This is a genomic window from Aquipluma nitroreducens, assembly GCF_009689585.1.
GTDB lineage: Bacteria > Bacteroidota > Bacteroidia > Bacteroidales > Prolixibacteraceae > Aquipluma > Aquipluma nitroreducens.
In genome coordinates this window covers 1,895,650-1,920,299 of the sequence record NZ_AP018694.1, presented here as the reverse complement: position 1 = coordinate 1,920,299, position 24,650 = coordinate 1,895,650, and the positions used below count along the sequence as shown (strand labels likewise).

Sequence of the window (24,650 nt, the reverse complement as noted above, 5' to 3'; positions counted from 1 at the left end):
AAGAGATATGCCCCTTAAATCTTTTGAAAGAAGAACTTTCCTGAAGTTGATGAGTGCTGGCCTTGGCGCGGGTATTCTCTCCTTTCCAAGGTTCTCTCAGGCATTTACCCCCCCACCGAACGATATACGACATCTCGATTTTAGTCTTGGTAAACCAGAATGGATTTTGCACGAAGATGGCACATTTGATATTTTTGCGGGAAGCATCCGTTTGTCTAATTGTCGTCCATCCATTAACGGGCAGAGCATTTTTGTGCGAAATACGTTCATGGGTGACTCCCCCAAAGGCAAACGTATCATCTATGAAGTTGATGGTGGTTTTGTAATGCTCGATTTGAGGACGCATTCAAATACGATTTCAATAGGAGCCGAAATAAGTGGAATGAAAAATGCGCCAACCTGGTTTAATCCACTGGGCGAAGGATACATAACCGGAGCCAATCATTTCTTTAAACAAGGATTTGGAACGGGCGGTCAATCCGGAATTTTTGATTTCAGGAAATCGACCAACAGGAAATCACTCAATTACCCGAACGAAGAAGCCTGGTCGTATGATAGTTTTATGATGACTGGTCTGATTGCACCGAATGGCGACACACTTTCAATTGGAGCCTACGAGCAAGCTGACTTTATTCAACGCAGCTCTGTTTATAACCGTCCGCGTCGTAAGGGGCTTAATGATAGTAAATTCGGGAAAGAGGAAGTTTTTTTTGAGGCAGGTTTCGCAACTGAAAACATCCCGTTGAAAGATGAATTCATCAAACTCCCCGATCTGTTTATTTATTACGGTAATCAGCCTTTTGGGGCCATGCAAAATCTGGCATGGAGTATTTCAGAGCAAAATCAGGCCCGGCGCGATACCCGTACCAATTATTTTTGGTCTTCTTTTCAGGATTTCCGGACTTCATTCAGCTATAAATATTTACTCGAACAACTTCAAGTCCTCGATGAAATAAATCCACCAATTCCATTAACTACCATTCATGTCGGATCTGGTTACTGTATTCCGGGCGATTGGCTCAATAATGGCGAAGGCTGGCCAAAGTCGATGGACGTTGTGGCAAGGGAAATTTTCAGCAGAAGATATCGTGCCGGAATTTATGTGGCTCCTTTTGTTGTTCATGAAAAGAGTCGGACCTTCAGGAATCACCCTCGCTGGTTATTGAAAGACAATGAGGATAATCCGATTGTGATGGATCAGGATGTGGAAGGGAAACTTTACGCATTGGATGGAAATCTTGAAGATGTAAAAGATTACATTGAAAAAGTATTCAGGAAATTTCATGAAATTGGATTTACTTATTATGAGATTGACCGTTTGGACTGGGGGTTACAGGAATCATCGGATCCACTGAAGTCAAAAAAAGGTAAATCATCGGTTCAGGTTCTTCGCTCAGTCATGGATATTATTCGGAAAGCAGTTGGTGCCGGAAGCTTCATCACTGCAAACAGAACCCCTTATTCGCCATTGATTGGATATGTCGATGCAGTCAGAATAGACAAAGATCAGGGATGGAAATGGGAAGAACAAACCACCGAACATATTATTGAAGAAAGCTACAACACACAATATTTTAACAATGTCTTCTGGCAGAACGACCCTGATGTAGTTTTTCTTCGCGACTACAAAAGCGATTTCACGCTTGACGAACAAAAGAGCATTGCTTTATGGGTTGCATTTATGGGTGGATCGGTTGGAATTTCGGACAATTTTAAAACCATGGGAGGTGATAAATTGCAATTATGGCGTTTCCTTGAACCATCAACCCGGCCTCAAAGTGCATTGCTTCCATTCTGGGGTAATAATGTCATCAATAAAGTTGCTGTAAGGCGATATAAAAAGGTAAAAGCCTGGAGTGTTCTTATACTCAACGATACCGATAGTGTTGTTACCGAAAGTTATCTGCTATCCGATTTGATTGGATTAAAAGAGGCTTGGGTATTTGTTTGGGAGCCTGGGTTTAGTCTTGGCCTTGGAAAACCAACAAGGATTTCAGTTACGCTTGGAAGCCACGAATCAAAATTATATTTCATTTCTGAAACGAAAGAAAATCCTTCGTTGGATCTAAATATCTCAGGCAATGATTTTTCTGAAGAAATGGACACCAAATAATCGGTCATTCATCCAATTTTTAGTTTAGAATTGTCAGCGTCATTCCATTTTCCTAATTTCACGCTTTTAATTTTACTTGGATGAATATACCAAAACTTACCTATTCAACTCCGGTTGAAATGCTCGGCCATTACCTGAAAGACACCATGGTTGAGCACCTCGGAATACGTTTTACGGCTTATGGCGAAGGTTGGGTTGAGGCCACCATGCCTGTTGATCACCGTACATTTCGTCCGGGAGGGTTTTTGCATGGAGGCGCAAATTTGGCATTAGCCGAAACTGTCGCCGGATTTGGTTCGATGCTTGCCGTTGATATTCAGGAATACGATATTCGGGGAATTCAGGTGAGCGCCAGCCATACAGGGAAGGCCGATGGGGGCATCGTGTATGCCCGTGCCGAAATACTGCATTTGGGAAAACGGACTCACATCTGGAACGTTGATATAAAATCGGAATCGGGCAAGTTGATTTCTACTGCAAGAGTGACTAATATGATTGTAAAAAGACATGAGAAATAACTGGACGGTCGCATCCATTCTTGATCAGTTAATTGAAAAACAAATTGCTTTTGCCTGCTGGTTTTTCCCGAACGAATCGCGTTTGGGGCTGATTGTTGGTAATGCTTCTGATGTTGTATTTTTCGATCGGTTCGATCAGTTAAACGGAGAAGCAGGATTCGTTTTTGCTCCATATTGCATTACTGAAAAAAGTCCTGTTATTTTACTTCAGTCAAATACTTTTTTTGAAGATTTTAGTCAGGAAGATAGCTTAGATTTGGCTGGTTTTGAACCTTTCAGCAAGAACGAAGATACGGGAATCTATGAATTTCAATCGAAAGAAGATTACCTGGAGCTGATTGGCAAAACCGTTACTGAAATTCGCGAAGGCGCTCTTTCCAAAGTTATCATCTCGCGCCAGATACCTACAAAACGAACAGATACTTCATTGGGAAGTACTTTTTTACAGTTACACGATCAAACGCCTAATGCGTTTACTTATCTTGTTAATTTGCCGGTTGCCGGAATTTGGATGGGGGCAACTCCCGAAATTTTGATTAAATCAGATGGAGAACAGTTCGAAACCGTTTCTCTGGCCGGAACTCAGGTTCGTAAATCGGACGCCGATGAATATTACTGGAGTACCAAAGATATTGAAGAACAGGCATTTGTTTCCAGGTATATGTTGGATGTTTTCTTTAATTTCGACATTCATAAGTACAAAACAAAAGGCCCTGAAACATTGGAGAGCGGTAAGGTGGCTCATCTGAAAACCTCGTTCTTCTTTCCGGCTGAAAAGATCGGAAAGTGTATGGGAAATTTTATTGCCGATTTGCACCCGACGCCCGCTGTTTGCGGATTACCGAAGGATCTGGCTGCAGAGTTTATTCAGAAAAATGAGGAGCATGAACGAAAATACTATACAGGATATTTGGGTCCTTGGCGATTAAATCAACAAGTCGCGCTGTTCGTAAATTTACGCTGTATGGAAATTACTTCCGCAGAATTTATTTTATATGTGGGAGGAGGAATTACCAGCAGATCGATTCCTGAAAAAGAATGGGACGAAACCAACCAAAAGGCAAAAACCTTGTTGTCTGTAATTAATCCTGAAGGATAAATACAAAAATGATAACGAATAAAAAACACATTCAGCAACTGGCTTCGCTGCTTTTGCAGAAAGGAATTACCGATGTGGTAATTTCGCCCGGAAGCCGCAACGCACCCTTGATCAATCAGTTTTTCGGATTATCAGAATTTAACTGTCTGAATGTGGTTGATGAGCGAAGCGCCGGTTATCAGGCCTTGGGAATTGCGCTGGCCAAACGAAAACCAGTTGTTGTGGTATGTACTTCGGGAACTGCTGCCATTAATTATGGACCAGCTATTGCCGAGGCTTTTTACCAAAAAATACCATTGGTGGTGCTTACCGCCGACCGTCCGCGCCGTTGGGTCGACCAGGCCGACGGGCAAACCGTTCGTCAGGAAAATCTTTTTCTCAACCATACCTTGAAAAGTGTCAGTTTGGAGGAAGCTGAACGCGAGGATGATTTCAGGCACAACAACCTGCAAATTAACGAAACGCTTAATCTGGTTTTATCCACAAATCCTGGACCTGTTCACATCAATATTCCGTTGGGCGAACCACTCTACGGGTTCTCCGACGAGGAACTTCCCAACTTTCGAAACATAGAAAGTTGTTCTTCCAATGCTCAAATTCCATCTGCGGAACTTGAAAAATTAGTGGATAAATGGAATGCGTCAACTCGTAAAATGGTTATTGTCGGTCAGCTTTCGCCCGATGAGCAAATCAATTCGTTGGTTCAAAAAATGGCTCAGGATTCTGGAACGGTGATTCTGGCAGAACATCTTACCAATTTATCAGGCCAACATCTGGTTCATGCAACCGATGTGGTTGTGGCCGCTATTTCTGCGGAAGAAAAGTTAAAGTTTCAACCCGAGATTCTCCTGACTTTTGGTCAGCAAATCGTTTCGAAACGCTTAAAATTGTTTGTACGCGCCAATCAGCCGCTCGAACACTGGCACATTTCAGTTGCCGGAGAGCATACCGATACCTACAATTCGCTTAGCTGTGTTATTTCTTCGGATGTTTTTTCAATCCTGAACTTTTTCGTTCCTGAAATCAGAAATACTGAAAGTAACTACCGCGAAATATGGAAAGCAAAAGAACAAACGGCTCTTCAGCTTCAGGAAAAGTTCTTGAACGATGCTTCTTTTTGCGACCTGACTGCCAGCAAAACGATTACTGAAATGCTTCCTGAAAACTCGGTGTTGCATTTGGGAAACAGTTCATCAGTTCGGTTAATCCAAATGTTTGAACCGAATAAAGAATGCGAATATTTTGGCAATCGCGGCACCAGCGGAATTGATGGTTCAATGTCAACTGCTGTTGGTTTTGCATTGTCGTCCGAAAAAATAAATACTATTGTTTTGGGTGAATTGTCGTTTTTCTACGATTCCAATGCACTGTTGAATCAGCACTTTCCGCAGAATTTACGAATTATCGTGCTGAACAATGGTGGTGGCAACATCTTCCGTTTGATTGGCGGACCACGCCAGTCTCCGGCATTGAATGAACATTTTGTGGCTCAGCATAACCTGAAAGCCGAAGGATTGGCCAACGCATTTGGCATCAATTACCTGAAAGCCGAGAATCAGGAAGAACTTTCGACTGCTTTAAATACTATTTTTGCTCCCGACTTTTCGGAGCCTGTTATCCTGGAAGTATTAACTGACGGCGAAATCAGCGCTGCGGTTTTTCAGGAATGTTATCAACAACTTAAAAATTAAAAATATGTCAGCTATACGCGAATGGCAAACCATCCGGGAATACGAAGATATTTTCTTCGATTATTTCGACGGGATTGGCAAGATTACGATTAACCGCGAACGCTACCGCAACGCGTTCCGACCAACAACAGTGAACGAAATCTCGGATGCCTTAAAAATTTGTCGTGAAGATCAGCGCATCAATGTTGTGGTTTTAACAGGTGCCGGCGATAAAGCTTTTTGTGCTGGTGGCGACCAAACCGTTAAAGGCAAAGGTGGGTACATCGATAAAGACGGAATTCCGCGCCTGAACATTCTCGAAGTTCAGAAGCAAATCCGCTCGATGCCAAAACCGGTAATTGCTATGGTAAACGGCTTTGCCATTGGTGGTGGACACGTGCTTCATGTGGTTTGCGACATCAGCATCGCATCAGAGAATGCAATCTTCGGACAAACCGGTCCTAAAGTGGGGAGTTTCGATGCCGGATTGGGTTCATCCTATTTGGCCAGCATCGTTGGTCAGAAAAAAGCCCGCGAAATCTGGTTTATGTGTCGCCAGTATTCGGCTGCTGAAGCTTTGGAAATGGGATTGGTAAACAAAGTGGTTCCGTTTGATCAGCTCGAAGATGAAGTGGTGGCGTGGGCTCAGCAAATGCAGGAACATAGTCCATTGGCACTGCGCATGCTAAAACTCGGATTGAACGCCGAATTGGATGGCCAAATCGGTATTCAGGAATTTGCCGGAAATGCAACTTTGTTGTATTACCTCACCGAAGAGGCACAGGAAGGGAAACATGCGTTCCTCGAAAAACGCAAACCTGACTTTAAAAAGTATCCTAAATTTCCTTGATATCAATACTTTGATCATGTAACACTTTTGTTAGTAACAGATTTGTTACTAACAAAAGTGTTACATGATTTTCATTTATCGAATTAAATTTACACTAGATCGGGATTTAAAAGAGTAATAAAGTAATGGCATCACTAAAAAGTTGGATTAAGGCGGCACGATTGAGGACATTGCCATTGGCTATGTCTGGTATTTTGATGGGAGCAGTGCTTTCGTATCTGGACGGTGGGTTTAATCGAATAGTCACAATCCTGGCGGTTGTAACGGCATTGTTTATTCAGGTATTTTCGAATTTTGCAAACGATTATGGCGATTCGCAGAAAGGAACCGACAATCAACATCGTGTTGGGCCAAAGCGGACGGTACAGAGTGGTGAAATAAGCCCGTACCAGATGAAAATCGGAATGATAGTTCTGATTATTCTCAGTCTGGCTACTGGAATCTGGTTGGTTGTCGAAGGAACAAAAGGCCTTGATTTGCCAATGTTTCTGCTTTTTCTGGCATTTGGAATTGTGGCTTTGATTGCCGCCTATCGATATACCGCGGGAAGCAATCCATATGGATATGCCGGATTTGGCGATGTGGCGGTATTTCTTTTTTTCGGATTGTTGCCAGTAGTTGGTACATATTTTTTGAATACTCACCGTATCACTCCGGAACTGTTTTTACCTGCAATTAGTATTGGCCTTTTCAGTACTGGCGTTCTGAATCTGAACAATATGCGCGACATTGAGAATGACCGTAATTCAGGAAAACACACGGTAGTTGTGCGAATGGGAAGTTCTAAAGCAAAAACCTATCATTCATTGCTTATCGTCATCGGAATATTGAGTTCAATTCTGTTTATTACTGTATCTGGAAAGTCTGCTTTTCAGTGGCTATTTCTGCTTGCCTTCCCATTATTTATCCGCGATTTGATTCAGATCAATCGGATTGTTGAACCACGTAAATTCGATCCGTTTCTGAAAAAATTATCGCTAACAACTCTACTTTTTACCGTGCTGTTTGGGGTGGGGATTATTCTAAGCCACTCGTAATGGGAAAGAGTCAATAGTCATTGGAAAAAAGTTAAAACCCGACTTTTCGAATGACTATTGACTTTTTCCTGACTAGTGCGAATCAATTTTTGCTCCGAAAGCTAAATCGCCGGCATCGCCAAGCCCCGGAACGATATATGACATTGAGGTCATCTCAGAGTCAACAGCGCCGATCCACAAGGTTACATTATCAGCAGTAATGTGTTTGGTTACATATTCAACGCCCTGAGCGCTGGCAATAATTACAACCAAATGAACATGTTTTGGATTTCCTTTTTTCAAAAGCGCCTGATATCCAACTTCCATCGATGCTCCCGAAGCTAACATCGGATCAGAAAGAATGACATCTTTGCCATCGAGTAAAGGTGTGGCCAGATATTCAAATTCGATGTGAAATTCACCGGCTTCGTCGTATTTCCGGTAGGCCGATATGAACGCATTTTCAGCACGATCAAAAATATTGAGTAAGCCTTGCTGAAGAGGTAATCCGGCACGTAAAATAGTTGCTAATACTGGTTGTTGAACCAAGGTTTCTACCGGGGCAACTCCAAGAGGAGTTTTTATGTCGGTAGTTTGATAGTTCATCGTTTTGCTGATTTCGTAGGCAAAAATCTCACCCAAACGCTGAAGATTTCTGCGAAAACGCATTGGATCTTTTTGAACTACTTCGCACCTGATTTCTGAAATGAACTGATTGAAAATGGAATTTGAATCCCCAACGATATTTACCTTCATGATCTAAAAAGTTTCGGCGAAAGTAATTAAAATTACCTAACCAAAAGAATGCTGTACAATATACAAGCAAAGAACTTTTAATCGTATTAAATTACTTTTTGAAAATTTGGAGAAGCCTTGGTAGCTGGTTTTGATGAACGGAATAATACGTTTCGGGTATTGCACCAAAGCCAGCATAAAATCGTGCAATTCCCGGAATATTTGAACCTTCGAAGTCGAGAATTTGCTTTTTGCCGGCATTGTTTTGAATAAAAGTATCGATTAGTAAAAACATGGCGCTTTGTTCAATCCCGGTTTGATTGGACGATGCGGCCAGATAAATGCTTTTCTGATTTGAAGTCAGAAAGAAAACCGAAGCAACCAGATTATTGGCCGAATCCCATGCTCCATAGATTTCGCCAAGCTGATGATAGAGCGCATAGCTAATGACTTTCTGAAGTGCCTGGTAGTGTTTGTTTTTTATCTCAGGAGATTTTTTAGTTAGATTGGCTTGAGTAAATTTCAGAAACTGGTTGATGTCGTAAACTGAAAAAATGCTGATTTTATTCTGAATGGCTTTTTGAATGTTCCTTTTGGTGTTGGAGTTATAATAGGTTCGGATATTGTCGGCACCCGAATGAAGGTGAAGTTGATAAGTTGTATTTTTTCGGATATTGTAACCATCAGCAGTAGGCATGTTCCCAAGATTCAGATTCATATCAGTCAATCGGAATTTTCCCGGAATGGAATTTAGAAACTGATTGACGATATCGGGCTCAGGTGGAAAATTTGAAAAAACACCGAGTTGCTGTGTGAAAAATGGCTGATAAATATAGCTAATTCCATATTTTTTGTTGTTGACCAAAGGCATAACGTACAGGTAATTACCCCAGACCAAGGCATCCCAGTAGGGGCAAATCCGGTCAAGATACCAACTGTAGGCATAAACAATCCCAAAGGATGAATTGGCAATACACTGATCCCACTTTGTACGGTCAATGTCTTTGTTGTCAACAAATTTGATTTCGGGATTACTCATTCTCCAAAATTAAACCTTTTTCGAGAATCTGTTCAAAAACCTTACGCCACTCCATCCACAGCCCCGCATCTTTTAGCGACTCGTTATGCCACAGGCTGACGAAAGTTCCGTTTACTTTTTTTACTTCGGTCATCAATTCTTCAATCAGCTGCCATGCTTTTTGCGGTTTTAAGTGCATGTAGTTTTTCAATGTCACATCCATTGTTTGAAACGGGTGAATGATCAGTTCAGTACTTTTATTCTGACTTAAATCAAAAAACGGAAATGGAGTGCAAGTTCCAGCCCGAAACCCAGCCAGACTTGCAAAGCCCATGGTGTAGTCATCGGAAACACCCGATTTCAGTAGGTTTTGGTAGGTTTTCGGGAATTTCAGTTTTAAATAATGCTGACGACTTTGGGTTACCGGTTGGTGAATAATTTTTTCGAGCCTTTCTTTTTCCTTTTCAAACAGCCATGGCTTATCGTTTGAGGCATACGATGGATGAATGCCTACTTTACATACCGATGCTAGGCTGGCAATCAGTTTCCTGAATGGTTTGTTGTGGTATGAAACATTTTTGTCGAATTGATTGCGGTCGCCAATCAGGAAAAAGAACATGAGGTGATCGAGTTTCGACTGATAAGTTTCAAGAATGTATTGATAGGTGTCATAAGGATCATTCCGGAGTCGAAAAAAAACTGCAATCCGTTGTTTTAATTCATCCCATTGACGATTCATCCCGGCTTTTGCGATGCCTCCAAGTGAAATAAGCAGGCTTTTGTTCTTGAATGCCCAGGCATTGTCGATGTCGATGGTGGTGACCAACTGAAAAGTTCGTTTTCTGATTTTGAACTCCGGAAATTGTTCAGTGATTTTTTCTGCAATCCAATAAGCCATTTGATCGACAACAGGCTTTTTGTGCATCCCAAGTTGCACCAATGTGTTTTCTGAATCGGTGAAACGTTCGTGTTCGTCGGTTATTTCGCCCAGGTATTCTTCATATCGCGAAATGAAATAGAAAGTGGCCGCAAATGCATCGAAGGGGAGAAAAGAGTCATCCGAAGTGGGAAAAAAAAGTTGCACTTGCTGGTATTCAACGATCTGAATTTCCTGAGTGGAAATGCTTTTTTCAAACAGGATTGGCTGAGCTTTAAGAAATAATCCGGAATAAAGATTGGTCGATGAGTAGTTTATTTTGGGTAATTCCGACTGCTGAAACTCTTCCGGATGGGATGTATAAACAAGATCAACGCCCAGGATAGTCTGGAAGATAAATCCAAAAGTGTATTCAATCCGAGGAGTAATCTCCGGAGTAAAAATCAGGATTTTGCTATGAGTTGTATTTTCCACAAGCTAGAATAAGTTCCAAATTTAAAACTGTATTTTTTAAGGCAAAGTCAGATCAGTCCTTCATCGGCGAAGCTAAAGTACGCATCATTCCCGATAATCAGATGGTCCAATACCGGAATATCCATGTGTTTTCCGGCCTCTCTGATTTTTTTTGTGATTTCTTTATCGGCTTCGCTGGGAATAAGGTTTCCAGAAGGATGATTGTGGCACAGAATAATGGAGCTGGCGAGCTTATCGAGAGCCATTTTCAGGATAATCCGAACGTCGATCACTGTTCCTGAAAGCCCGCCCTGACTAACCATCATTTTGTCGATCACCAGGTTATTCCGGTTGAGCAACAAAACCCAGAATTCTTCGTGCGGCAAGTCACTCAGCAAAGGTTTGAAAATGGCTGCGCCATCAGCGCTCGTCACTACTTTGGGCTTTTCGTCGGGTTCCGATTCTTTTCGCCGCCGTCCAAGCTCCAGAGCTGCCATAATGGTTATTGCTTTCACTTCGCCAATGCCTTTGAATTTGCGTAAATCGTTGATGGTTTTTTTGCCCAGTTCGTTGAGGTTGTTATTTACCGAGGCCAAAATGCGGCGCGATACTTCTACCGCCGATTCGTCCAAATTTCCTGATCCGATTAAGATTGCAACCAGTTCGGCTTCCGAAAGCGAGCGGATTCCCTTTACCAACATTTTCTCGCGGGGACGATCTTCAACAGCCCATTCCTTGATGCTTAGTTTCTTGTACATGGTTAAAGCTTTATGCTTAACTAAGTTATGAAACTGGCATGAATTTGCCAAAAGAATTTTGTTTCCTTACATCGGGAATAAAATACAAAATCCGGAGAAAACACTTTCCCCGGATTTGCATATAACTTTTAACGTATTTTAGATTTGAACACCTTCCATCGATTTTTCGAGTTCCTCGGCCATGCTTAGGAATTGGTCAACCGTTAATTCTTTTAAATAGATAAGCCCGTGAGTGGCGCGAATCAGTGGTTTTTCGTGTTGGTAGAAGAAGTTTTTTCCCAATAAGAACTGGATTTGTTTCAGTTGTTCGACCCAAATGCGCTGGGTAAGCTTGCTGAACTTTCCATCGAGCTGATAACTTGGGAATGAGGCGTCAACCTGGCTCAGATAACAATCGGTAAACGACGAATCCAGTATAGCCAGCGCATTTAACGAAACCGGAACAACAACTTCGGTATCGGCAGGATGATATCTGAACCAAACATTCCGGTAACCAATCACCCTAACTTTCGACAGATCTTCTTCCTTTTTCCATTCTTTTACGGCTGCAGCAATCGATTTCAGAACCTTATAGTGTGTGTCGGGTCCACTTCCTTCGGGATCCATGGCCAGGCTAATGCGGGTTGGTTTGTATTTCCTGAATTCTTCCAGAACAGGCAATACATCGCGGGTGCTGTCGGGTTGTTCTCCAAAAACAGAACCCTGATAAAATCCCAATCTGAGGTGATGAACATTTTTAACCGGAACACCATAATGCGCCCAAACCAATTCTTCTTCCATCTCACGTAATGTTCCTTTCAGCGTCTGTATTTTAGGCGGATTTTTACCTCCGTCGTAGGTGTTTTTCAGACTTTCCAAAATTTCGAAGATCGTGCCAACCAATTGTTCTTCGTTGCGTATTTCCCAAATTTCAACGATTGCCCGAACTAAACGGTGGCAAACCCCACGACGTTTTTCATCGCTGTCGTTGGCCGCTACACTGTCAAGGTAATGGTAAATATCTTTGTCCCATTTGTATTTATAACCGTCTTCAAAGAAATCAGGAAACCTGATCATCTCAATTTTCCCTTTACTGATGAGGCTGAGCGTCTCAGTTAGCAAGTCAATCACGTATTGGTTGATCACCGATGTAAATCCTGAAGTCAGTACCGAGAAATGGAATTCGTTGCTGGCATCCCTTAATTGCCGGTTAGCATAGGGCATGATGCCAAGCATAATGTCGTCGTGGTGAGGCCCTGTATGGTAATATACCTGATTCGATTCACGCTCGGTGCCTTTGCTTAGTTTGACGGTAATCGAATCGATAACTGACTGAACCGTGTTTTCATTCAGGTTCGGAATCATGCGGCAATATCTATCGGCCTTTAAGTCCTCAATTGTTAAGCGATGTCCAAATTTGTTGATCTTCGGACAAAGGTCGATGATTGCACGTTCGGTTTTCTGGTGCGACCATTCTCCCGTTTGGTAATAGTTATCGACACTGTCGGTCAGTTTCACTGCGGCACCGTTGGTCAGGTAAAACCTGGCATTCGATAATTTGTGCAACGCACTGGCCGGATATTGGTTCGATGGCTCGTTCTCGAGCGAATCTTTAATAACATCAGCAATTGCCTCCCCGGCAGCAAAAATAATAGCGGTTGAATCCGGATTAAAAGTGATTGTTTCGAGTCCGATGGTAATGACTAAGCGGTGACGTGAAATTTCTATTCCACCCAAATCGCCTGCAGAAACTGCCTGAGTTTCGAAATTGGTAGCTGTCAGTCGGGTTGTCGAAAAATGGTCGGTTCCGCGGGTGTTGAACGCAATGTGGCCATCGGGACCAATACCTCCGAGAAAAAAGCCGATACCACCCAAAGCCCGAACTTTTTGTTCGTATTCAGAGCACCAGTTATCGATCATTAAAATTGATTTTTGCTGAATTTTTTCGAGCGGATTCTTTGCTTCACGGTAACGTAGCGATAAATCAATTTTTAGATCGGGAAAAACCTCGTTGTACGATTTTTCTTCGGCTAAAGGAATTAGGTCGGAATTGATGAGCAACGCTTTATTTGGATCGAGTCCGAATCCTTTGATGTAGTAGGTCTCTATGTAATTGCAAAAACTGTTGTGTTGTTTGGATGAAATTGGATAGAATTCGTCCATCTGAACAAAATGCAGACCACTTAAATCTGGTTTTTTTAATCCAGAAAGCCCGAATGAATTCAGAAGTGCCTGTCCTTTTGGGGAATCCCAGTTTTCAAGAAAAAATTGAGTGTATTTGATGAAATATTGCGATGATTTGCTTGTTGGAAGACTGATCACCCCATTGGGATTTTTAGCTACCCATTCCAGAAAACGGAGGGAAGCAAGCATTCCCAGTTTCGGAAAATTTTCAACGGTAATGTAAGGCATTTGCGTGCTCATCTGATCAATGCCTGCTTGTTGAAGGAAAATTTTTTCTACCTGACTGAATTCTTTTGCTATCATTGTTATTCGTTTTGAAGGATTAAACGGCTTGTTGAGACAAGTAACCATTCAACCCTGATTTGAGTTTACTAAAGATGTTAATTTCTATCGAGAACGTGTTCCAGAAATAATGCAGCAACCCCTTGTATGCCAGCTTTACTGCCTAATTCCGAAACTTTTATTTCAATTTCATTGCCTAACTCCGGATTGCAAAAAATCTGAATTGACTGCTGAATGGGTGGAAGAATAAACTGGTTGGCTTCCGACATTCTTCCGCCCAGAATAATCAATTCAGGATTAAAGATCTGGATGAGATAAGCAAGGCCTTTTCCAAGCCAGTGGCCGACATTGGCCAGAATTGAGATCGAATACTGGTCGCCCATTGTTGCTGCCTGAACAACTTGTCTGATTTCATTATTCTCCTGATCGTGGTCTTTCAATTCACCAAGAAAAGTTGAACGGCCTGCTGCCATTCCTTCTTTTGCCATGCGGGCAATTGCTGTACCCGATGCAATGGTTTCGAGACAACCTTGTTTGCCGCATTTGCACAATATTCCGTTATCGACCATTGGCAAATGCCCGAACTCACCGGCAAATCCATCACGCCCCTTGTACAGCTTCCCGTTTACGATGATTCCCAGGCCAATACCCCAATCGAGGTGAATAGCCAATATGTTTTTCCTGCCATGAGCCAATCCAAATCGAAGCTCGGCAAATGCCCGAGTTTTGGCGTCATTTTCAATCAAAACTTCCATCCCGAATTTCTTCCTGAATACTTCGGCAACAGGTTGGTCAGAAACCATGTATGTTTTATTTATACCTGTCTCAGAGTCAACCATTCCAGGCATTTCAATTCCAATACCCAATATTTTTTCTCGTGGAATCTGCTTTTCGCGGATGACGTTTTCGGTAAAATCAACAATTGGGTCGATGATGGTTGTTCCGTGCGAAATGGTCAGTGTTAAGATATGATCGTCGGTAACCTTCTGGTTTTTTGCATTGAATATGGATACCGAAGTTTTGTATATGTTTATTGAAATGCCGATGATGTAGAAAGCATCCTCTTTGTTGCCATACAAATTTGGCCGTCGTCCTCCGCTCGAATTGCCTTGTCCGAGCTCCTCAACGAGCCCTTCTGCTTTCAACTCGTTGAGCAGGCTGATTATCTTTGGAGTACTGAGTTTGACAAACTGGCCGAGATCGGTGTTGGTCATAGCTCCATAGAGGAATAGATTTTTGATTATTTTCCGTTTCTGAAAATTATTTTTCAGTTCCACGACATTCATATCGCTTCCTTCATCCTGATTTACCTGAGAAAAAGTCATAATTGAAAAATTTACCTCGGTTTATGGAAATACAAATGTATTTTATTTATTTGTGAATCAAATTACAACTTTCTTTAAATATTTAAAAAGTTTTAATGATTATTTCAGATCACATGATATTGTTATGGGGAGTTTTAAATTCTGATTTAAGTCCTTCAATAAGAAAACCCAAACTCATTTACCTCGTCCTCCAGCCGGACAGGCTGTTACTTTTTCCCTTCAGCTGGAAAAAGTAACCAAAAAGAGCCGCCGCTTAAGGATAAAAAGCTAAATACGAATACGTTTCGCTGAAAATTTCCAAACTCCTCCCTCTGGTCGTCAAACAGGGAAATTTTCTTAACGCTCACTTCATCGTTTTCTTCACGCTTTTTCTCCTTAGGCGGAACAAAGACAATGCATTGCAATGATTTTTAAATCAAATGTCCAATTTAATTGGTATCCTTTGAACTTAGTTCTGCCTCAATCGAAGCGAGTGGGCAGGCCGTCAAAACGCCCGGCGGAGGGTTCGTTTTGACATCCCGAAGTCTCGGGATTGCTTCCTTTTCATCCCCGCCTGCTACGGGCAGGGAATGGAAAAGGAAGAGCCAGTCCGGCTAGAGGACTAAAACGTTTGAATACAACTTGATCATCTTTTTCCTTCCCACAAGAATATGAATTGATCCATTATTTCGTTGGAAATGGGTTTTACTAAAAAGAGAAGAGCGGTGACAACCACCGCTCTTCTCTAAACAAACAACTAAAATTACCTTACGAACTTTGCTTTTCACAAAAAAACCAATCAACCCAAAAAAGTTCAAAAATATAAATTGCAAAGTCAAGTGTAAGTACGCTAAGCGACTCATCATTGTTTCATAAATAGCTTGAATTAACAATTATTAGCAACACGAATATGAAGTCTTGGTTTTTCAGTATTAGTTGCTGGCTGATATTGTGTTAATTAAATCCTGAAGAAAATTTTTCTTCGATTCAACCAGTAGCACAGACCCCATTCAGCGGCTAATATAACAAGGCTGGTAACTAAATTCAGAATAAATTCAGAAGCGCCAGTCCATTGAAGAATGCCTTTTGAAAAAATGGCAATGAAATCGTTGACCCACTGACTACCTACTGTTTGAAAGAAAATGTAAATAAAGATCGAATTTGTTCCTACAACCGTAAAGATAAATATCCAATTTTTATACCCTTTAATGTCAATCAACCAGTAACTTAGTGCCAGCCCAATCAGTGCCCATCCGCCCGAGGTAAAAACAAATGAAGAAGTCGCAATTCGTTTGATGATCGGGGTAATCCCTGTCAAATCGAGACTGTAGCCAACAAACAGGGAAATACCTCCCACGATTAAGAGTGTTTTGAATTTGCATTTTTGGCTGACATCTTTGATCAGTAACTGTCCCGCTAAAACTCCCCATATGGTGTGTGCTGCTGTTGGAATACAATTGATAGCGACCCAACCTCCGCCATTATTCAACTTGCCCATTAAAATCATATCCATCCAGCTTCCAAAGTTTTTGTCGATTACCCAGGGCTGATTAAAACCTTCAATCTGAAAATTACGGTAAATAAGGTCGGTTATCAGCAAAAGTAAAAGTGAAACAGCAAGTTGCACCTTAATCAGATACTTCATCAGGAAGTAGGCAATTGGTATGGTAACAGAAAGTTGCGAGAGTACTCCCCAAAGTTCCCAAACCAGTTTTTTGCTGTATCCGCACTGAAGTCCCACACCAAAAGCCAGCAGGATGAACGCTCTTTGAATAATGTGTCGGGTTATGGTGCCGCGGGATTCGCCTTTCGAGATTCGGTTGCGGTACGAAAAGGGCATTGCAACTCCAACGATGAACATGAAGAATGGCTGAATTAAATCCCAGAATCGAAGTCCGTGCCAGGGATGATGCTCAAATTGAATAAAGAAATGCTCCAAAAATGTGCCACGTATTGGATCCTGAACAAGCGTCCACCAGAGTCCTGTTCCTTCGGCAACCAAAAGAAACATGGTCAATCCACGAAAAAAATCGAGAGAAAGCAAACGCGAAGATGAACTTTCGGAGGGATTCTGCATCATCTGGCAAATGGTTTAGTTAGAAATCAAATGTAATTATTTCAATTGACCGAAGGGTCAGTCCGGGAATGGAATTTAAATGTTAAAGAACAATCAAGTGACGAGTATAAATAAACAATCCCCGCGATTCAAAAAAGCAGGGATTGTTCGAAGTATATTTCGTTGTTACAATCTAATTTTCTTCCACAATCAGCACATCCCAAGGTTCAATTTCGAGGGTCGCTCCTGCAACAACAGCTTTTCCTGAAGTCAATTCATTACCGGCTTTGTGCGGATAAACCAAGCTTGATTTCTGCGAAGTGTAATTGTAATAGTAATGTACTTTTTTGCCTGCATCGTTCACTCCGCTTTTGGTTATGAGAGGCCAGTGCAGATTCTGGTCAACCGTTTTAATCCCGGCACGTTCCATTTCCTGAAGAATCAGTTTTTCCTGAATACCATCCGAAACTCCGGTTCCTTCGTACAGCAAAGTTCCCTTTCCGAAGTTATTGATCGTGACGGCCGGATATTTTCCGAAGTATTGATGATCGTAATAAGCCAAAGGTTTGGCGGTTTCGGCAACCAGGTATTCGCCCCAGTCGTAAACTTTGTTCGAGGCTTGGTCAACATTGAAAGGATTATCTTTCAGGCTTAATTCCTTAAAATTAGTGAATTCCTGATAATAGAATCCACAGGCTTTGCGAAGTGGGCCAGGTGCCAGCATTGGGCGAACCATCGAATTCTCGTCGCAGAAACCGCTTTTGAACTGCATAATGACGTGGCCTCCATTCTCCACATATTTGCTGATCTTGTTGAGCAAATCGTCGCTGGCAATATAGAGAGCAGGTATTATCACCAGATCGTAATTTTCGAATTTGGCATTTTCAGGAAAGATAAAATCGACACCAATATTGTTACGGAAAAGGACTTTGTGAAACTGTCCAACCAGCTCGTTTCGATAGATATTTCCTGATCCGCCCCACATATCTTGTTTGCTGTTTCTGAAAGGCATCACATTCAGCGCTGCATTCGAATCGTGACTAAACAGAATAGCTACTTTGTTGGTGATTTTCAGGTTAACCAACTTCTTGCCGAATTTCTGAAGTTCGTGTGCCGTTTTCGAATATTCGGCATAGGCGCGGTTGGGTTGCAGGTCGTGCGACAAAACACCTTTCCAGTAGGTTTCCTGTCCGTAATGAATCGAGTGCCAGTGCCAGTATTCAACCATATTGGCTCCCGAGCCCATGTGAGAATAAACATTCATGCGGAGTTGTCCTTCGTAAGGTGGCATTTGCGATTTCGAGTCCCAGCCAATGGTTTGCGCGTTGGTCTCGGTAATCAGGTAATTTTTCATTTTTACCGAACGGAAGAAATCGCCTGCAAAAGCAATTTCGTCGCCAGTCAGATTGTCCTGAGAACCATGATAAACATTCACGGCCAGGATATCCATCTTTTTCGAGCTTTCAATCTGGTCGATATCCTGAACCGAGGGCATAAAACAATGAGTAATAAACTGATCGGGACGTTTGTATTCGCTCACAATTCCGGCTTGCCAGGTCAGGTAATCGGCCACAGTTTTGCGTTTAAAACGCTCCCATTCCAGTTTGTATGCGGTGTTGGTTACGCCGTCTTTCTCCGGAAATTCGTCCCAGCCGTTCATGGTCATTCCCCAGTAATTGAGACCCCATATTTTATTCAGGTTTTCGGTTGTTCCGAATTTTTTCTTCAGGTAATCGATAAAGCTGATGTGAAAATCGTAGTTATTCACGCCGTACGAAGTTGTTTCATTGTCGACCTGATACCCAATAATGGCGGGATGTTTAGCGTAATGTTCCATCATCTTCCGGATAATCCGTTCAGAATAAAACAGGAAAGTTGGGTTGGTGATGTCCATATTTTGGCGAATTCCGTAGTAAGCTCTGGCTCCTCTTTCATAATCGACCAGCACTTCCGGATGTTTGTGCCACAACCATGCGGGCATCGAATAGGTAGGCGTGCCAAGAATAACTTTGATCCCGTTGGCGTGCAGTCCATCTATGATTCGATCCATCCACGCGAAATCGAATTCACCCTCGCGCGGCTCGAATAAGCTCCAGGTCGATTCGCCTAAACGAACCACCGACATCCCTGATTCTTTCATCAACTTCAGGTCTTCGGCAAGACGGTCGGTTGGCATATATTCCTGGTAATAAGCTGCTCCATAAAGTACATTATCCATTTTTACTGGTTGTGCTTTAAGAGTTGATGCAAAAGTCAGGAGCAAAAAGAACAGAAAGAGATTCTTCATAATCGAATAGTTTTTGTTAGTCAGAGTAGGACAAATATAACCAATAGACGGTAAATGTTTAACAAACACTTATTTCGAAATTTAATAATTTCCATGCTCAATCCGACTTTGTTTCACAGGCTTTTCACATATTTGTAACTTCTGCAAATTTAAAGATGTCACTATTCAACGAAATGCTCATTTTTATGGCAGCGGTGGCTGCCGGTTTCATCAATGCAATGGCTGGAGGTGGAACGTTGGTAAGTTTCCCGGTTTTGCTGGCGGTTGGGATTTCGCCGGTAGTAGCCAACGTTACCAACACGGTGGCTTTGTACCAGGAACAATAGGCGGAATGTGGTCGCAGCGTAAGGATTTTAAATCTCAGTACCAACGTTTGCTGAAACTGTTACCTGTGGCTGTCTTTGGCGGTATTGTTGGCGGCTTACTCCTTTTAAATACCAGCGAAAGTTCGTTCCGAAGTATTATTCCTTACCTCATTTTAGTGGCAACGCTATTGCTTGCAGCTCAGGTAAAAATTAAGAACTGGGTGGTTGCGCGTATTGGTCATGCTCATTCCGAGCATCGCAATCCAATGCTCATGTTGTCGTTGGTTTTACTGGCAGCCGTATACGGAGGCTATTTTGGCGCCGGGCTGGGCGTTATTTTGATGGCGGTTCTGGGTTATGTGACCGACGATTCAATGACCCGGCTGAATTTTCTGAAACAAGCTCTCGCATTTGCTATTAACCTTGCAGCGGCTATTTACTTTGCTTTCTCCGGAAAAGTTGATTGGTTGATTGCATTTGTTATGATTTTTGGATCGCTTTCTGGTGGATTAATCGGTGGTAAACTGGCCGGAAAAATAAAACCCGAACTTCTGCGCTGGATTGTTGTGAGTGCCGGATTAATTGCTTCGGTAATTTTCTTTCTGAAGAAATGAAGTAAAATGATGACAGCAGAAACCAACCTCAAAACGATCCTGAAATCTATCAGCCCCTTGCTTCATGAGGGTGAATATGTTTTCTGCACGGTGGAAAATATTGAGGCAATTGATCCGAACGATCTGGTAATGACCTTCAGGGAAACGGAAGGAACGACAATTATTCTCAGGAAAGAAGCCGCCGACAAACTAAATTTGAATTACGACTTTATTGCTGCCTGGATTTCATTGATGGTTCATTCATCGCTGGAAGCGGTGGGATTAACAGCTGCTTTTTCTACTGCACTTGCCGATGAGGGAATCAGTTGTAATGTAGTTGCAGGTTATTATCACGACCACCTATTCGTAAAACACTGCGATTCGCAAAAAGCAGTTGCTGTGCTTGAGAAATTATCGCTCTAAAATTTTATCTTTGGATTTAAGATATTTAAATCTGGCTTACTTCATGAGGATTTTAATCACTTCCCTTTTTCTATTGTTTTCAGTTGGTTCTTTTGGCCAATTATTTCCGAAGCTTCCTGAATTCAGGGGAAATATTGAAAAAGTGACAGAAAAACGATATGGCAAAGAACAGATTCCGACGAAAAAAGATTCATCGGTATTTAAACCCGGGAAATATTCAGGATGGAAATACACCTTTCTTTTTGATGAGGACTCGAAGCTGAAAAGCAGGGAAAATTCTTTCCGGAATAAAGTTTTGACTGAATATACTTACCAGCGAAATAAAATAGGCGATCGTAATATTGAACATGAAATCATTGAAAGAGACAATGAAGGACATGCTGGCGACTTTGTTGAATATGAAAATTTCATTGATTTGGATGGGCGGATTACAAAGGTGAATTATTGGGTTGGTAATCATCAAAAACAGACCCGCGAATTATTTATGATCGAAATGAATGCGGTATATAAAGAAGGGAAGCTGATATCGTTTACTCGCCACAATGTTAACAGTGCGGGTGTTATGGATACTGGAGAAAGATGTGAATTATTCTATGATTCGGCAAATAGAATAGTCAGGATTGAGCGAAAGGACATTGAATCGGATCTGAAGACTGAGCTTTCGTATTCCTTAAATCCAAATGGTTTTTTGGATCATTATTCAATTGATTTATTAGTTGGGTTGCCTGTTTATGGCAAAAATCCGACACAGGATATCTACTATAAATGTGACAGCCATGGGAATTGGGTGAAAAAGTACACGCTTGCAGATCAAAAAATGATTATTGAAGCCAAAAGAAAAATCCAGTACAAATAGTTTATTTTCAGGCGAAACACACAAAACATAAATTGCATGTCAACTGATTTCATTCAGATTAACTCTGATCGACTGCTTTTGAGATCGATACAAATAGAAGATGCTGACTCCATCTTTTTATATCGGTCAAATGCCGTTGTGAATCAATATCAGGGTTGGATTCCAAAAACGATTGATGACGTACATAACTTCATAACAAATAAAGTCTCGTCCGAAATTAACCAACCCGGTACCTGGTTTCAGTTTGTGATCACTGAAAAGGAAAATAGCAAAATAATTGGTGATATTGGAGTTCACTTCCTGGCTTCAGATGCTTTCCTTGTTGAGTTGGGATGTACGCTAAGTCAAGAATATCAGGGCAAAGGTTATGCTTTTGAAGCGGTAAAGGCAACAATCAATTACCTTTTTGATGAGTTGGGCAAACAACGGATTATTGTGTCTATTGATTCGCGAAACCGGCCCTCAATCCGGTTAATTGAACGTTTAGGGTTTCGAAAAAAAGGACTTGTGAAGGAAAATTCTGAGCTAAACGGGGAATGGGTCGACGATCTGGTTTATGCTGTGTTGAAGGATGAATGGATGAGTACATAAAACATCAAGCCCGAAATACCTGACTATCGGCAGATATTTCGGGGAGACAAATTACTTTTCAGATGATCTCTTTATTTTTTCAGGACTTGCTTGTATTCCAGTTCCTTTTGTTTGTAGAAATCCTGAAGTACATAGAATGCTTTCTTTTTGGTACCATTCTGCCCGATCAGACCTTTACGGTTCCATCCATCCTGAATGTTGGTTAGCATGCGTTTAGGTGAACGGAAGTCGCACAAAATCCATGGTGTCAATCCGCGAAATTGCGGAATTTTTGAGAGCATTGGCAATGTCCGTTTATACAAATCTTCCTGATATTCTTCAGTCCAGCGCGTTAAAATATCGCCATGAAGTCCTTGTAGCGCACCAGCTCCAAATTCGCTGATCATCACCGGTTTGTTGTATTTAATCACCCAGTTAATCCGGTCGCATTTTTCGGGCAGGCCATCGTACCAACCGACATATTCGTTGAAATTTACAATGTCGACATATTCAGCGAACGGATCTTCCACCACTTTGTCGTTCGGATTGCTGTTGCCATGAACTTCCAATGCAGCCGATATCAGGCGGGTATCATCCAAACCTCGGGCATGTTCGGCCAGTTTGCGCAAGAAATTGGTGCGTGCTTCGCTCACCGGAGTCTCATTGGCCATCGACCAGATGATGACACTGGCCCGGTTTTTATCGCGGGTAATCTCATCGGTCAATTGTTGTTGTGCATTGGCATAAGTTTCCGGATTATCCCACAAAATAGTCCAGTAAACCGGATTTTCTTCCCAAACCAGTATTCCCAATTCATCGGCCACCCGTGCCATATTTTCGTTGTGCGGATAGTGTGCCAGTCTCACATAGTTGCAATTCAGTTCTTTAGCCCATCCCAGTAACATTTGAGCATCTTCTCTGGAATAGGCACGTCCGCCTCGCATTGCATTTTCTTCGTGGATGCAAATGCCCCGCAGAAAAACTGATTTCCCGTTGAGTAAAATATCGGTTCCTTTTGTTTCAATTGTCCGGAAGCCAATGCGTTCTGTTACTTTGTCGGTAGCTGAAGTAACGGTTATTTCATAAAGTTTTGGATTTTCGGGCGACCATAAACTTAAATTCTTCACCGAGATTGAAAAATTAGCCTCTCCGTTTTCGTTGGTATTAATGGTAGCGGTCTGTTTTATTTCCGGAATTTCAATTTTTACGGATTGACTTTTCTGAGATCCATCCAATTTCACCATTCCTGAAATTTCAGCAGAAGAGCCTTTCTTCAATTGAATCTTGTAATCAGCAATAAATGTGGCCGGAACTTCAACAACATCAACATCGCGGGTAATTCCACCATAGTTCCACCAATCGGTATTGAGTGTGGGCACGGCTTCGCGCTTGCGCTTGTTGTCGACTTTAACCACAATCGAGTTGTTTTCATCTTTCAGCAACGAAGTAATTTCGTAGTCGAACGGAGTAAAACCTCCGATGTGTTTCCCAAGTTTTTTGCCATTCAGGTAAACATCCGTTTCGTAATTGGCTGCGCCAAAATGAATAAATACCCGGTTGTCAGCTGCCGATTTTTTATAGGTGAAAAGCTTACGGTACCAGATTGTTCCTTCGTAGTAAAGCAATTTATCGTCCTGCGAATTCCAGTCCCCGGGAACCATCAATGTCGGACATTTGTCGAAATCGTATTCAAGCATTTGTGATTTATCCGTTTGGTGCTGGTCGAGGAAAAATCCTGATGTGGGATTCGGGTTTTGATCGGCTGGTTGGTAACGGTAATCGTAATAACCGGTTTCGTACGGATCGATGATGTAATTCCACTTACCGTTAAGCGAAAAGGTTTTTCGCCCCGGAATATTGGTCATGGCCTGCTGTGCATTCGAATACATCGCCGACATTACCATCAAAAGAATAATTAGCTTTTTCATTGTAAAGGTTTAATTTATACGATTTAAATGTAACACAAAACTATCGATTTGTCGGATGTACACAAGAGAATCCGTGAAATGATTTTGCCGGTATTTGATCAATTGCCATTGTCTTACTAGCATCAAAATCTGTAAGGATTAATTGCAGATGGGGACAAGAAAAGGAATTAGGACTGGAAATTTGTTGTAGAAATTGTACCTTTGAAAAAAAGAAAGCGATGACCACATCTGATTTAAAACTGAAGATATTTCGACAAATTGATTCTTTAGAGAAGAGTAGATTGGAAGAGTTCTATGGCGTTTTGGTCAATTTTATCAATGAGAAAAACGATTTAGCCGATTGGGAAAAACTGACTGAAGAACAGAGAAATGGAATTGCTGATGCCATTGACGAAATTGATTCTGGAAAAGGAATTGCCCATGAGAAAGTGATGGCGACTGCCCGCAAGAAATACAACAATGCCTAAGCCAATTATTTGGTCCCCATTATCGGAAAAGGATTTTGAATCCATTCTTGAATACCTTGATGACAATTGGGGCGATAAAGTAGTAAATCAGTTTATTGAAATCACTGAAAAACTGATTGATCAAATTTCTCTAAATCCGAGGCAGTTTCCAATAATTCATAGAAAGAAAAAGGTTCGTAAATGCATAATAACCAGGCATAATGCCCTATTTTATCGCGACAGAAAAGATTATATCGATATTCTAAGAATTTACGACAGCAGACAAGATCCTCAAAAACTAAAATTTCAATAACTACTAACCTGTCTGGA

Annotated in this window: 22 protein-coding genes; 13 read left to right on the top strand and 9 right to left on the bottom strand. The window is 41.7% G+C overall.

Going from position 1 to position 24,650, the window contains the following annotated elements; genetic code table 11:
• Nucleotides 1–7 precede the first annotated feature (7 nt).
• The 6 genes from AQPE_RS08080 (at nucleotide 8) to AQPE_RS08055 (ending at nucleotide 7,287) form a co-directional block, all read left to right on the top strand.
• Nucleotides 8–2,113: an alpha-galactosidase gene (locus AQPE_RS08080; RefSeq protein WP_318350549.1), complete on the top strand. Its 2,106-nt coding sequence runs from the start codon at nucleotides 8–10 to the stop codon at nucleotides 2,111–2,113.
• An 80-nt stretch (nucleotides 2,114–2,193) separates the two neighbouring features.
• Nucleotides 2,194–2,631: a PaaI family thioesterase gene (locus AQPE_RS08075; protein WP_318350548.1), complete on the top strand. Its 438-nt coding sequence runs from the start codon at nucleotides 2,194–2,196 to the stop codon at nucleotides 2,629–2,631.
• On the top strand, nucleotides 2,621–3,730 hold the full coding sequence (locus AQPE_RS08070) for a chorismate-binding protein (protein WP_318350547.1): 1,110 nt from the start codon (nucleotides 2,621–2,623) through the stop codon (nucleotides 3,728–3,730). The genes AQPE_RS08075 and AQPE_RS08070 overlap by 11 nt, the downstream gene beginning before the upstream one ends.
• Before the next feature lie 8 nt (nucleotides 3,731–3,738).
• A complete protein-coding gene (menD, locus tag AQPE_RS08065) occupies nucleotides 3,739–5,421 on the top strand; it encodes a 2-succinyl-5-enolpyruvyl-6-hydroxy-3-cyclohexene-1-carboxylic-acid synthase (RefSeq protein ID WP_318350546.1) in 1,683 nt (560 codons plus the stop codon).
• Nucleotides 5,422–5,425: 4 nt separating this feature from the next.
• Complete coding sequence (gene menB, locus AQPE_RS08060; protein ID WP_318350545.1) at nucleotides 5,426–6,250, top strand: 1,4-dihydroxy-2-naphthoyl-CoA synthase; 825 nt, start codon at nucleotides 5,426–5,428, stop codon at nucleotides 6,248–6,250.
• A 125-nt stretch (nucleotides 6,251–6,375) separates the two neighbouring features.
• Nucleotides 6,376–7,287, top strand: coding sequence for a 1,4-dihydroxy-2-naphthoate polyprenyltransferase (locus AQPE_RS08055; RefSeq protein ID WP_318350544.1), 912 nt, complete (start codon nucleotides 6,376–6,378; stop codon nucleotides 7,285–7,287).
• A 72-nt stretch (nucleotides 7,288–7,359) separates the two neighbouring features.
• Here the strand turns inward: AQPE_RS08055 and upp are convergent, their stop codons facing one another.
• From upp to AQPE_RS08015, 8 genes are all read right to left on the bottom strand, one after another.
• Entirely contained in the window at nucleotides 7,360–8,022 is a 663-nt protein-coding gene (gene upp / locus AQPE_RS08050) for a uracil phosphoribosyltransferase (RefSeq protein ID WP_318350543.1), read from the bottom strand.
• A gap of 91 nt (nucleotides 8,023–8,113) precedes the next feature.
• Nucleotides 8,114–9,040, bottom strand: a complete 927-nt coding sequence (locus tag AQPE_RS08045) for a hypothetical protein (RefSeq protein ID WP_318350542.1) — start codon at nucleotides 9,038–9,040, stop codon at nucleotides 8,114–8,116.
• The gene (locus AQPE_RS08040; protein WP_318350541.1) at nucleotides 9,033–10,370 is read right to left on the bottom strand and encodes a polysaccharide deacetylase family protein; all 1,338 of its coding nucleotides are present in this window, start codon (nucleotides 10,368–10,370) and stop codon (nucleotides 9,033–9,035) included. Before AQPE_RS08040 ends, AQPE_RS08045 begins: the two co-directional genes overlap by 8 nt.
• 47 nt (nucleotides 10,371–10,417) lie before the next feature.
• Nucleotides 10,418–11,107, bottom strand: a complete 690-nt coding sequence (gene radC, locus AQPE_RS08035; protein WP_318350540.1) for a RadC family protein — start codon at nucleotides 11,105–11,107, stop codon at nucleotides 10,418–10,420.
• Nucleotides 11,108–11,245: 138 nt separating this feature from the next.
• On the bottom strand, nucleotides 11,246–13,573 hold the full coding sequence (locus AQPE_RS08030; protein WP_318350539.1) for a glucosamine-6-phosphate isomerase: 2,328 nt from the start codon (nucleotides 13,571–13,573) through the stop codon (nucleotides 11,246–11,248).
• Between the two features lie 77 nt (nucleotides 13,574–13,650).
• Complete coding sequence (locus AQPE_RS08025) at nucleotides 13,651–14,877, bottom strand: ROK family protein (RefSeq protein ID WP_318350538.1); 1,227 nt, start codon at nucleotides 14,875–14,877, stop codon at nucleotides 13,651–13,653.
• Nucleotides 14,878–15,814: 937 nt separating this feature from the next.
• On the bottom strand, nucleotides 15,815–16,936 hold the full coding sequence (locus AQPE_RS08020) for an acyltransferase family protein (protein WP_318350537.1): 1,122 nt from the start codon (nucleotides 16,934–16,936) through the stop codon (nucleotides 15,815–15,817).
• A 169-nt stretch (nucleotides 16,937–17,105) separates the two neighbouring features.
• Nucleotides 17,106–19,199 carry a beta-galactosidase gene (locus AQPE_RS08015; protein ID WP_318350536.1) on the bottom strand — a complete coding sequence of 698 codons (2,094 nt, stop codon included), beginning with the start codon at nucleotides 19,197–19,199 and terminating at the stop codon, nucleotides 17,106–17,108.
• Between the two features lie 155 nt (nucleotides 19,200–19,354).
• Between AQPE_RS08015 and AQPE_RS08010 the strand changes: the two genes are divergently transcribed.
• From AQPE_RS08010 to AQPE_RS07990, 5 genes are read left to right on the top strand one after another with little or no spacing between them, the layout of a single operon-like run.
• Complete coding sequence (locus AQPE_RS08010) at nucleotides 19,355–19,525, top strand: hypothetical protein (protein ID WP_318350535.1); 171 nt, start codon at nucleotides 19,355–19,357, stop codon at nucleotides 19,523–19,525.
• Between the two features lie 5 nt (nucleotides 19,526–19,530).
• Entirely contained in the window at nucleotides 19,531–20,118 is a 588-nt protein-coding gene (locus AQPE_RS08005; protein WP_318350534.1) for a sulfite exporter TauE/SafE family protein, read from the top strand.
• A 6-nt stretch (nucleotides 20,119–20,124) separates the two neighbouring features.
• The gene (locus AQPE_RS08000) at nucleotides 20,125–20,520 is read left to right on the top strand and encodes an ACT domain-containing protein (RefSeq protein WP_318350533.1); all 396 of its coding nucleotides are present in this window, start codon (nucleotides 20,125–20,127) and stop codon (nucleotides 20,518–20,520) included.
• Between the two features lie 43 nt (nucleotides 20,521–20,563).
• On the top strand, nucleotides 20,564–21,376 hold the full coding sequence (locus AQPE_RS07995; RefSeq protein ID WP_318350532.1) for a hypothetical protein: 813 nt from the start codon (nucleotides 20,564–20,566) through the stop codon (nucleotides 21,374–21,376).
• Nucleotides 21,377–21,412: 36 nt separating this feature from the next.
• Nucleotides 21,413–21,967, top strand: coding sequence for a GNAT family N-acetyltransferase (locus AQPE_RS07990; RefSeq protein WP_318350531.1), 555 nt, complete (start codon nucleotides 21,413–21,415; stop codon nucleotides 21,965–21,967).
• 71 nt (nucleotides 21,968–22,038) lie between these two features.
• Here the strand turns inward: AQPE_RS07990 and AQPE_RS07985 are convergent, their stop codons facing one another.
• Nucleotides 22,039–23,874: a glycoside hydrolase family 2 protein gene (locus AQPE_RS07985; protein ID WP_318350530.1), complete on the bottom strand. Its 1,836-nt coding sequence runs from the start codon at nucleotides 23,872–23,874 to the stop codon at nucleotides 22,039–22,041.
• A gap of 218 nt (nucleotides 23,875–24,092) precedes the next feature.
• Between AQPE_RS07985 and AQPE_RS07980 the strand changes: the two genes are divergently transcribed.
• Nucleotides 24,093–24,341 carry a hypothetical protein gene (locus AQPE_RS07980; RefSeq protein ID WP_318350529.1) on the top strand — a complete coding sequence of 83 codons (249 nt, stop codon included), beginning with the start codon at nucleotides 24,093–24,095 and terminating at the stop codon, nucleotides 24,339–24,341.
• Nucleotides 24,334–24,633 (top strand): type II toxin-antitoxin system RelE/ParE family toxin, encoded by a 300-nt coding sequence (locus AQPE_RS07975; protein WP_318350528.1) that lies wholly within the window; start codon nucleotides 24,334–24,336, stop codon nucleotides 24,631–24,633. The genes AQPE_RS07980 and AQPE_RS07975 overlap by 8 nt, the downstream gene beginning before the upstream one ends.
• Nucleotides 24,634–24,650 lie beyond the last annotated feature (17 nt).

Coding starts and splice junctions, on each gene's coding strand:
- AQPE_RS08080 (WP_318350549.1), top strand. CDS start 8: ATGCCCCTTAAATCTTTTGAAAGAAGAACTTTCCTGAAGTTGATGAGT.
- AQPE_RS08075 (WP_318350548.1), top strand. CDS start 2,194: ATGAATATACCAAAACTTACCTATTCAACTCCGGTTGAAATGCTCGGC.
- AQPE_RS08070 (WP_318350547.1), top strand. CDS start 2,621: ATGAGAAATAACTGGACGGTCGCATCCATTCTTGATCAGTTAATTGAA.
- menD (WP_318350546.1), top strand. CDS start 3,739: ATGATAACGAATAAAAAACACATTCAGCAACTGGCTTCGCTGCTTTTG.
- menB (WP_318350545.1), top strand. CDS start 5,426: ATGTCAGCTATACGCGAATGGCAAACCATCCGGGAATACGAAGATATT.
- AQPE_RS08055 (WP_318350544.1), top strand. CDS start 6,376: ATGGCATCACTAAAAAGTTGGATTAAGGCGGCACGATTGAGGACATTG.
- upp (WP_318350543.1), bottom strand. CDS start 8,022: ATGAAGGTAAATATCGTTGGGGATTCAAATTCCATTTTCAATCAGTTC.
- AQPE_RS08045 (WP_318350542.1), bottom strand. CDS start 9,040: ATGAGTAATCCCGAAATCAAATTTGTTGACAACAAAGACATTGACCGT.
- radC (WP_318350540.1), bottom strand. CDS start 11,107: ATGTACAAGAAACTAAGCATCAAGGAATGGGCTGTTGAAGATCGTCCC.
- AQPE_RS08030 (WP_318350539.1), bottom strand. CDS start 13,573: ATGATAGCAAAAGAATTCAGTCAGGTAGAAAAAATTTTCCTTCAACAA.
- AQPE_RS08025 (WP_318350538.1), bottom strand. CDS start 14,877: ATGACTTTTTCTCAGGTAAATCAGGATGAAGGAAGCGATATGAATGTC.
- AQPE_RS08020 (WP_318350537.1), bottom strand. CDS start 16,936: ATGATGCAGAATCCCTCCGAAAGTTCATCTTCGCGTTTGCTTTCTCTC.
- AQPE_RS08015 (WP_318350536.1), bottom strand. CDS start 19,199: ATGAAGAATCTCTTTCTGTTCTTTTTGCTCCTGACTTTTGCATCAACT.
- AQPE_RS08010 (WP_318350535.1), top strand. CDS start 19,355: ATGTCACTATTCAACGAAATGCTCATTTTTATGGCAGCGGTGGCTGCC.
- AQPE_RS08005 (WP_318350534.1), top strand. CDS start 19,531: ATGTGGTCGCAGCGTAAGGATTTTAAATCTCAGTACCAACGTTTGCTG.
- AQPE_RS08000 (WP_318350533.1), top strand. CDS start 20,125: ATGATGACAGCAGAAACCAACCTCAAAACGATCCTGAAATCTATCAGC.
- AQPE_RS07995 (WP_318350532.1), top strand. CDS start 20,564: ATGAGGATTTTAATCACTTCCCTTTTTCTATTGTTTTCAGTTGGTTCT.
- AQPE_RS07990 (WP_318350531.1), top strand. CDS start 21,413: ATGTCAACTGATTTCATTCAGATTAACTCTGATCGACTGCTTTTGAGA.
- AQPE_RS07985 (WP_318350530.1), bottom strand. CDS start 23,874: ATGAAAAAGCTAATTATTCTTTTGATGGTAATGTCGGCGATGTATTCG.
- AQPE_RS07980 (WP_318350529.1), top strand. CDS start 24,093: ATGACCACATCTGATTTAAAACTGAAGATATTTCGACAAATTGATTCT.
- AQPE_RS07975 (WP_318350528.1), top strand. CDS start 24,334: ATGCCTAAGCCAATTATTTGGTCCCCATTATCGGAAAAGGATTTTGAA.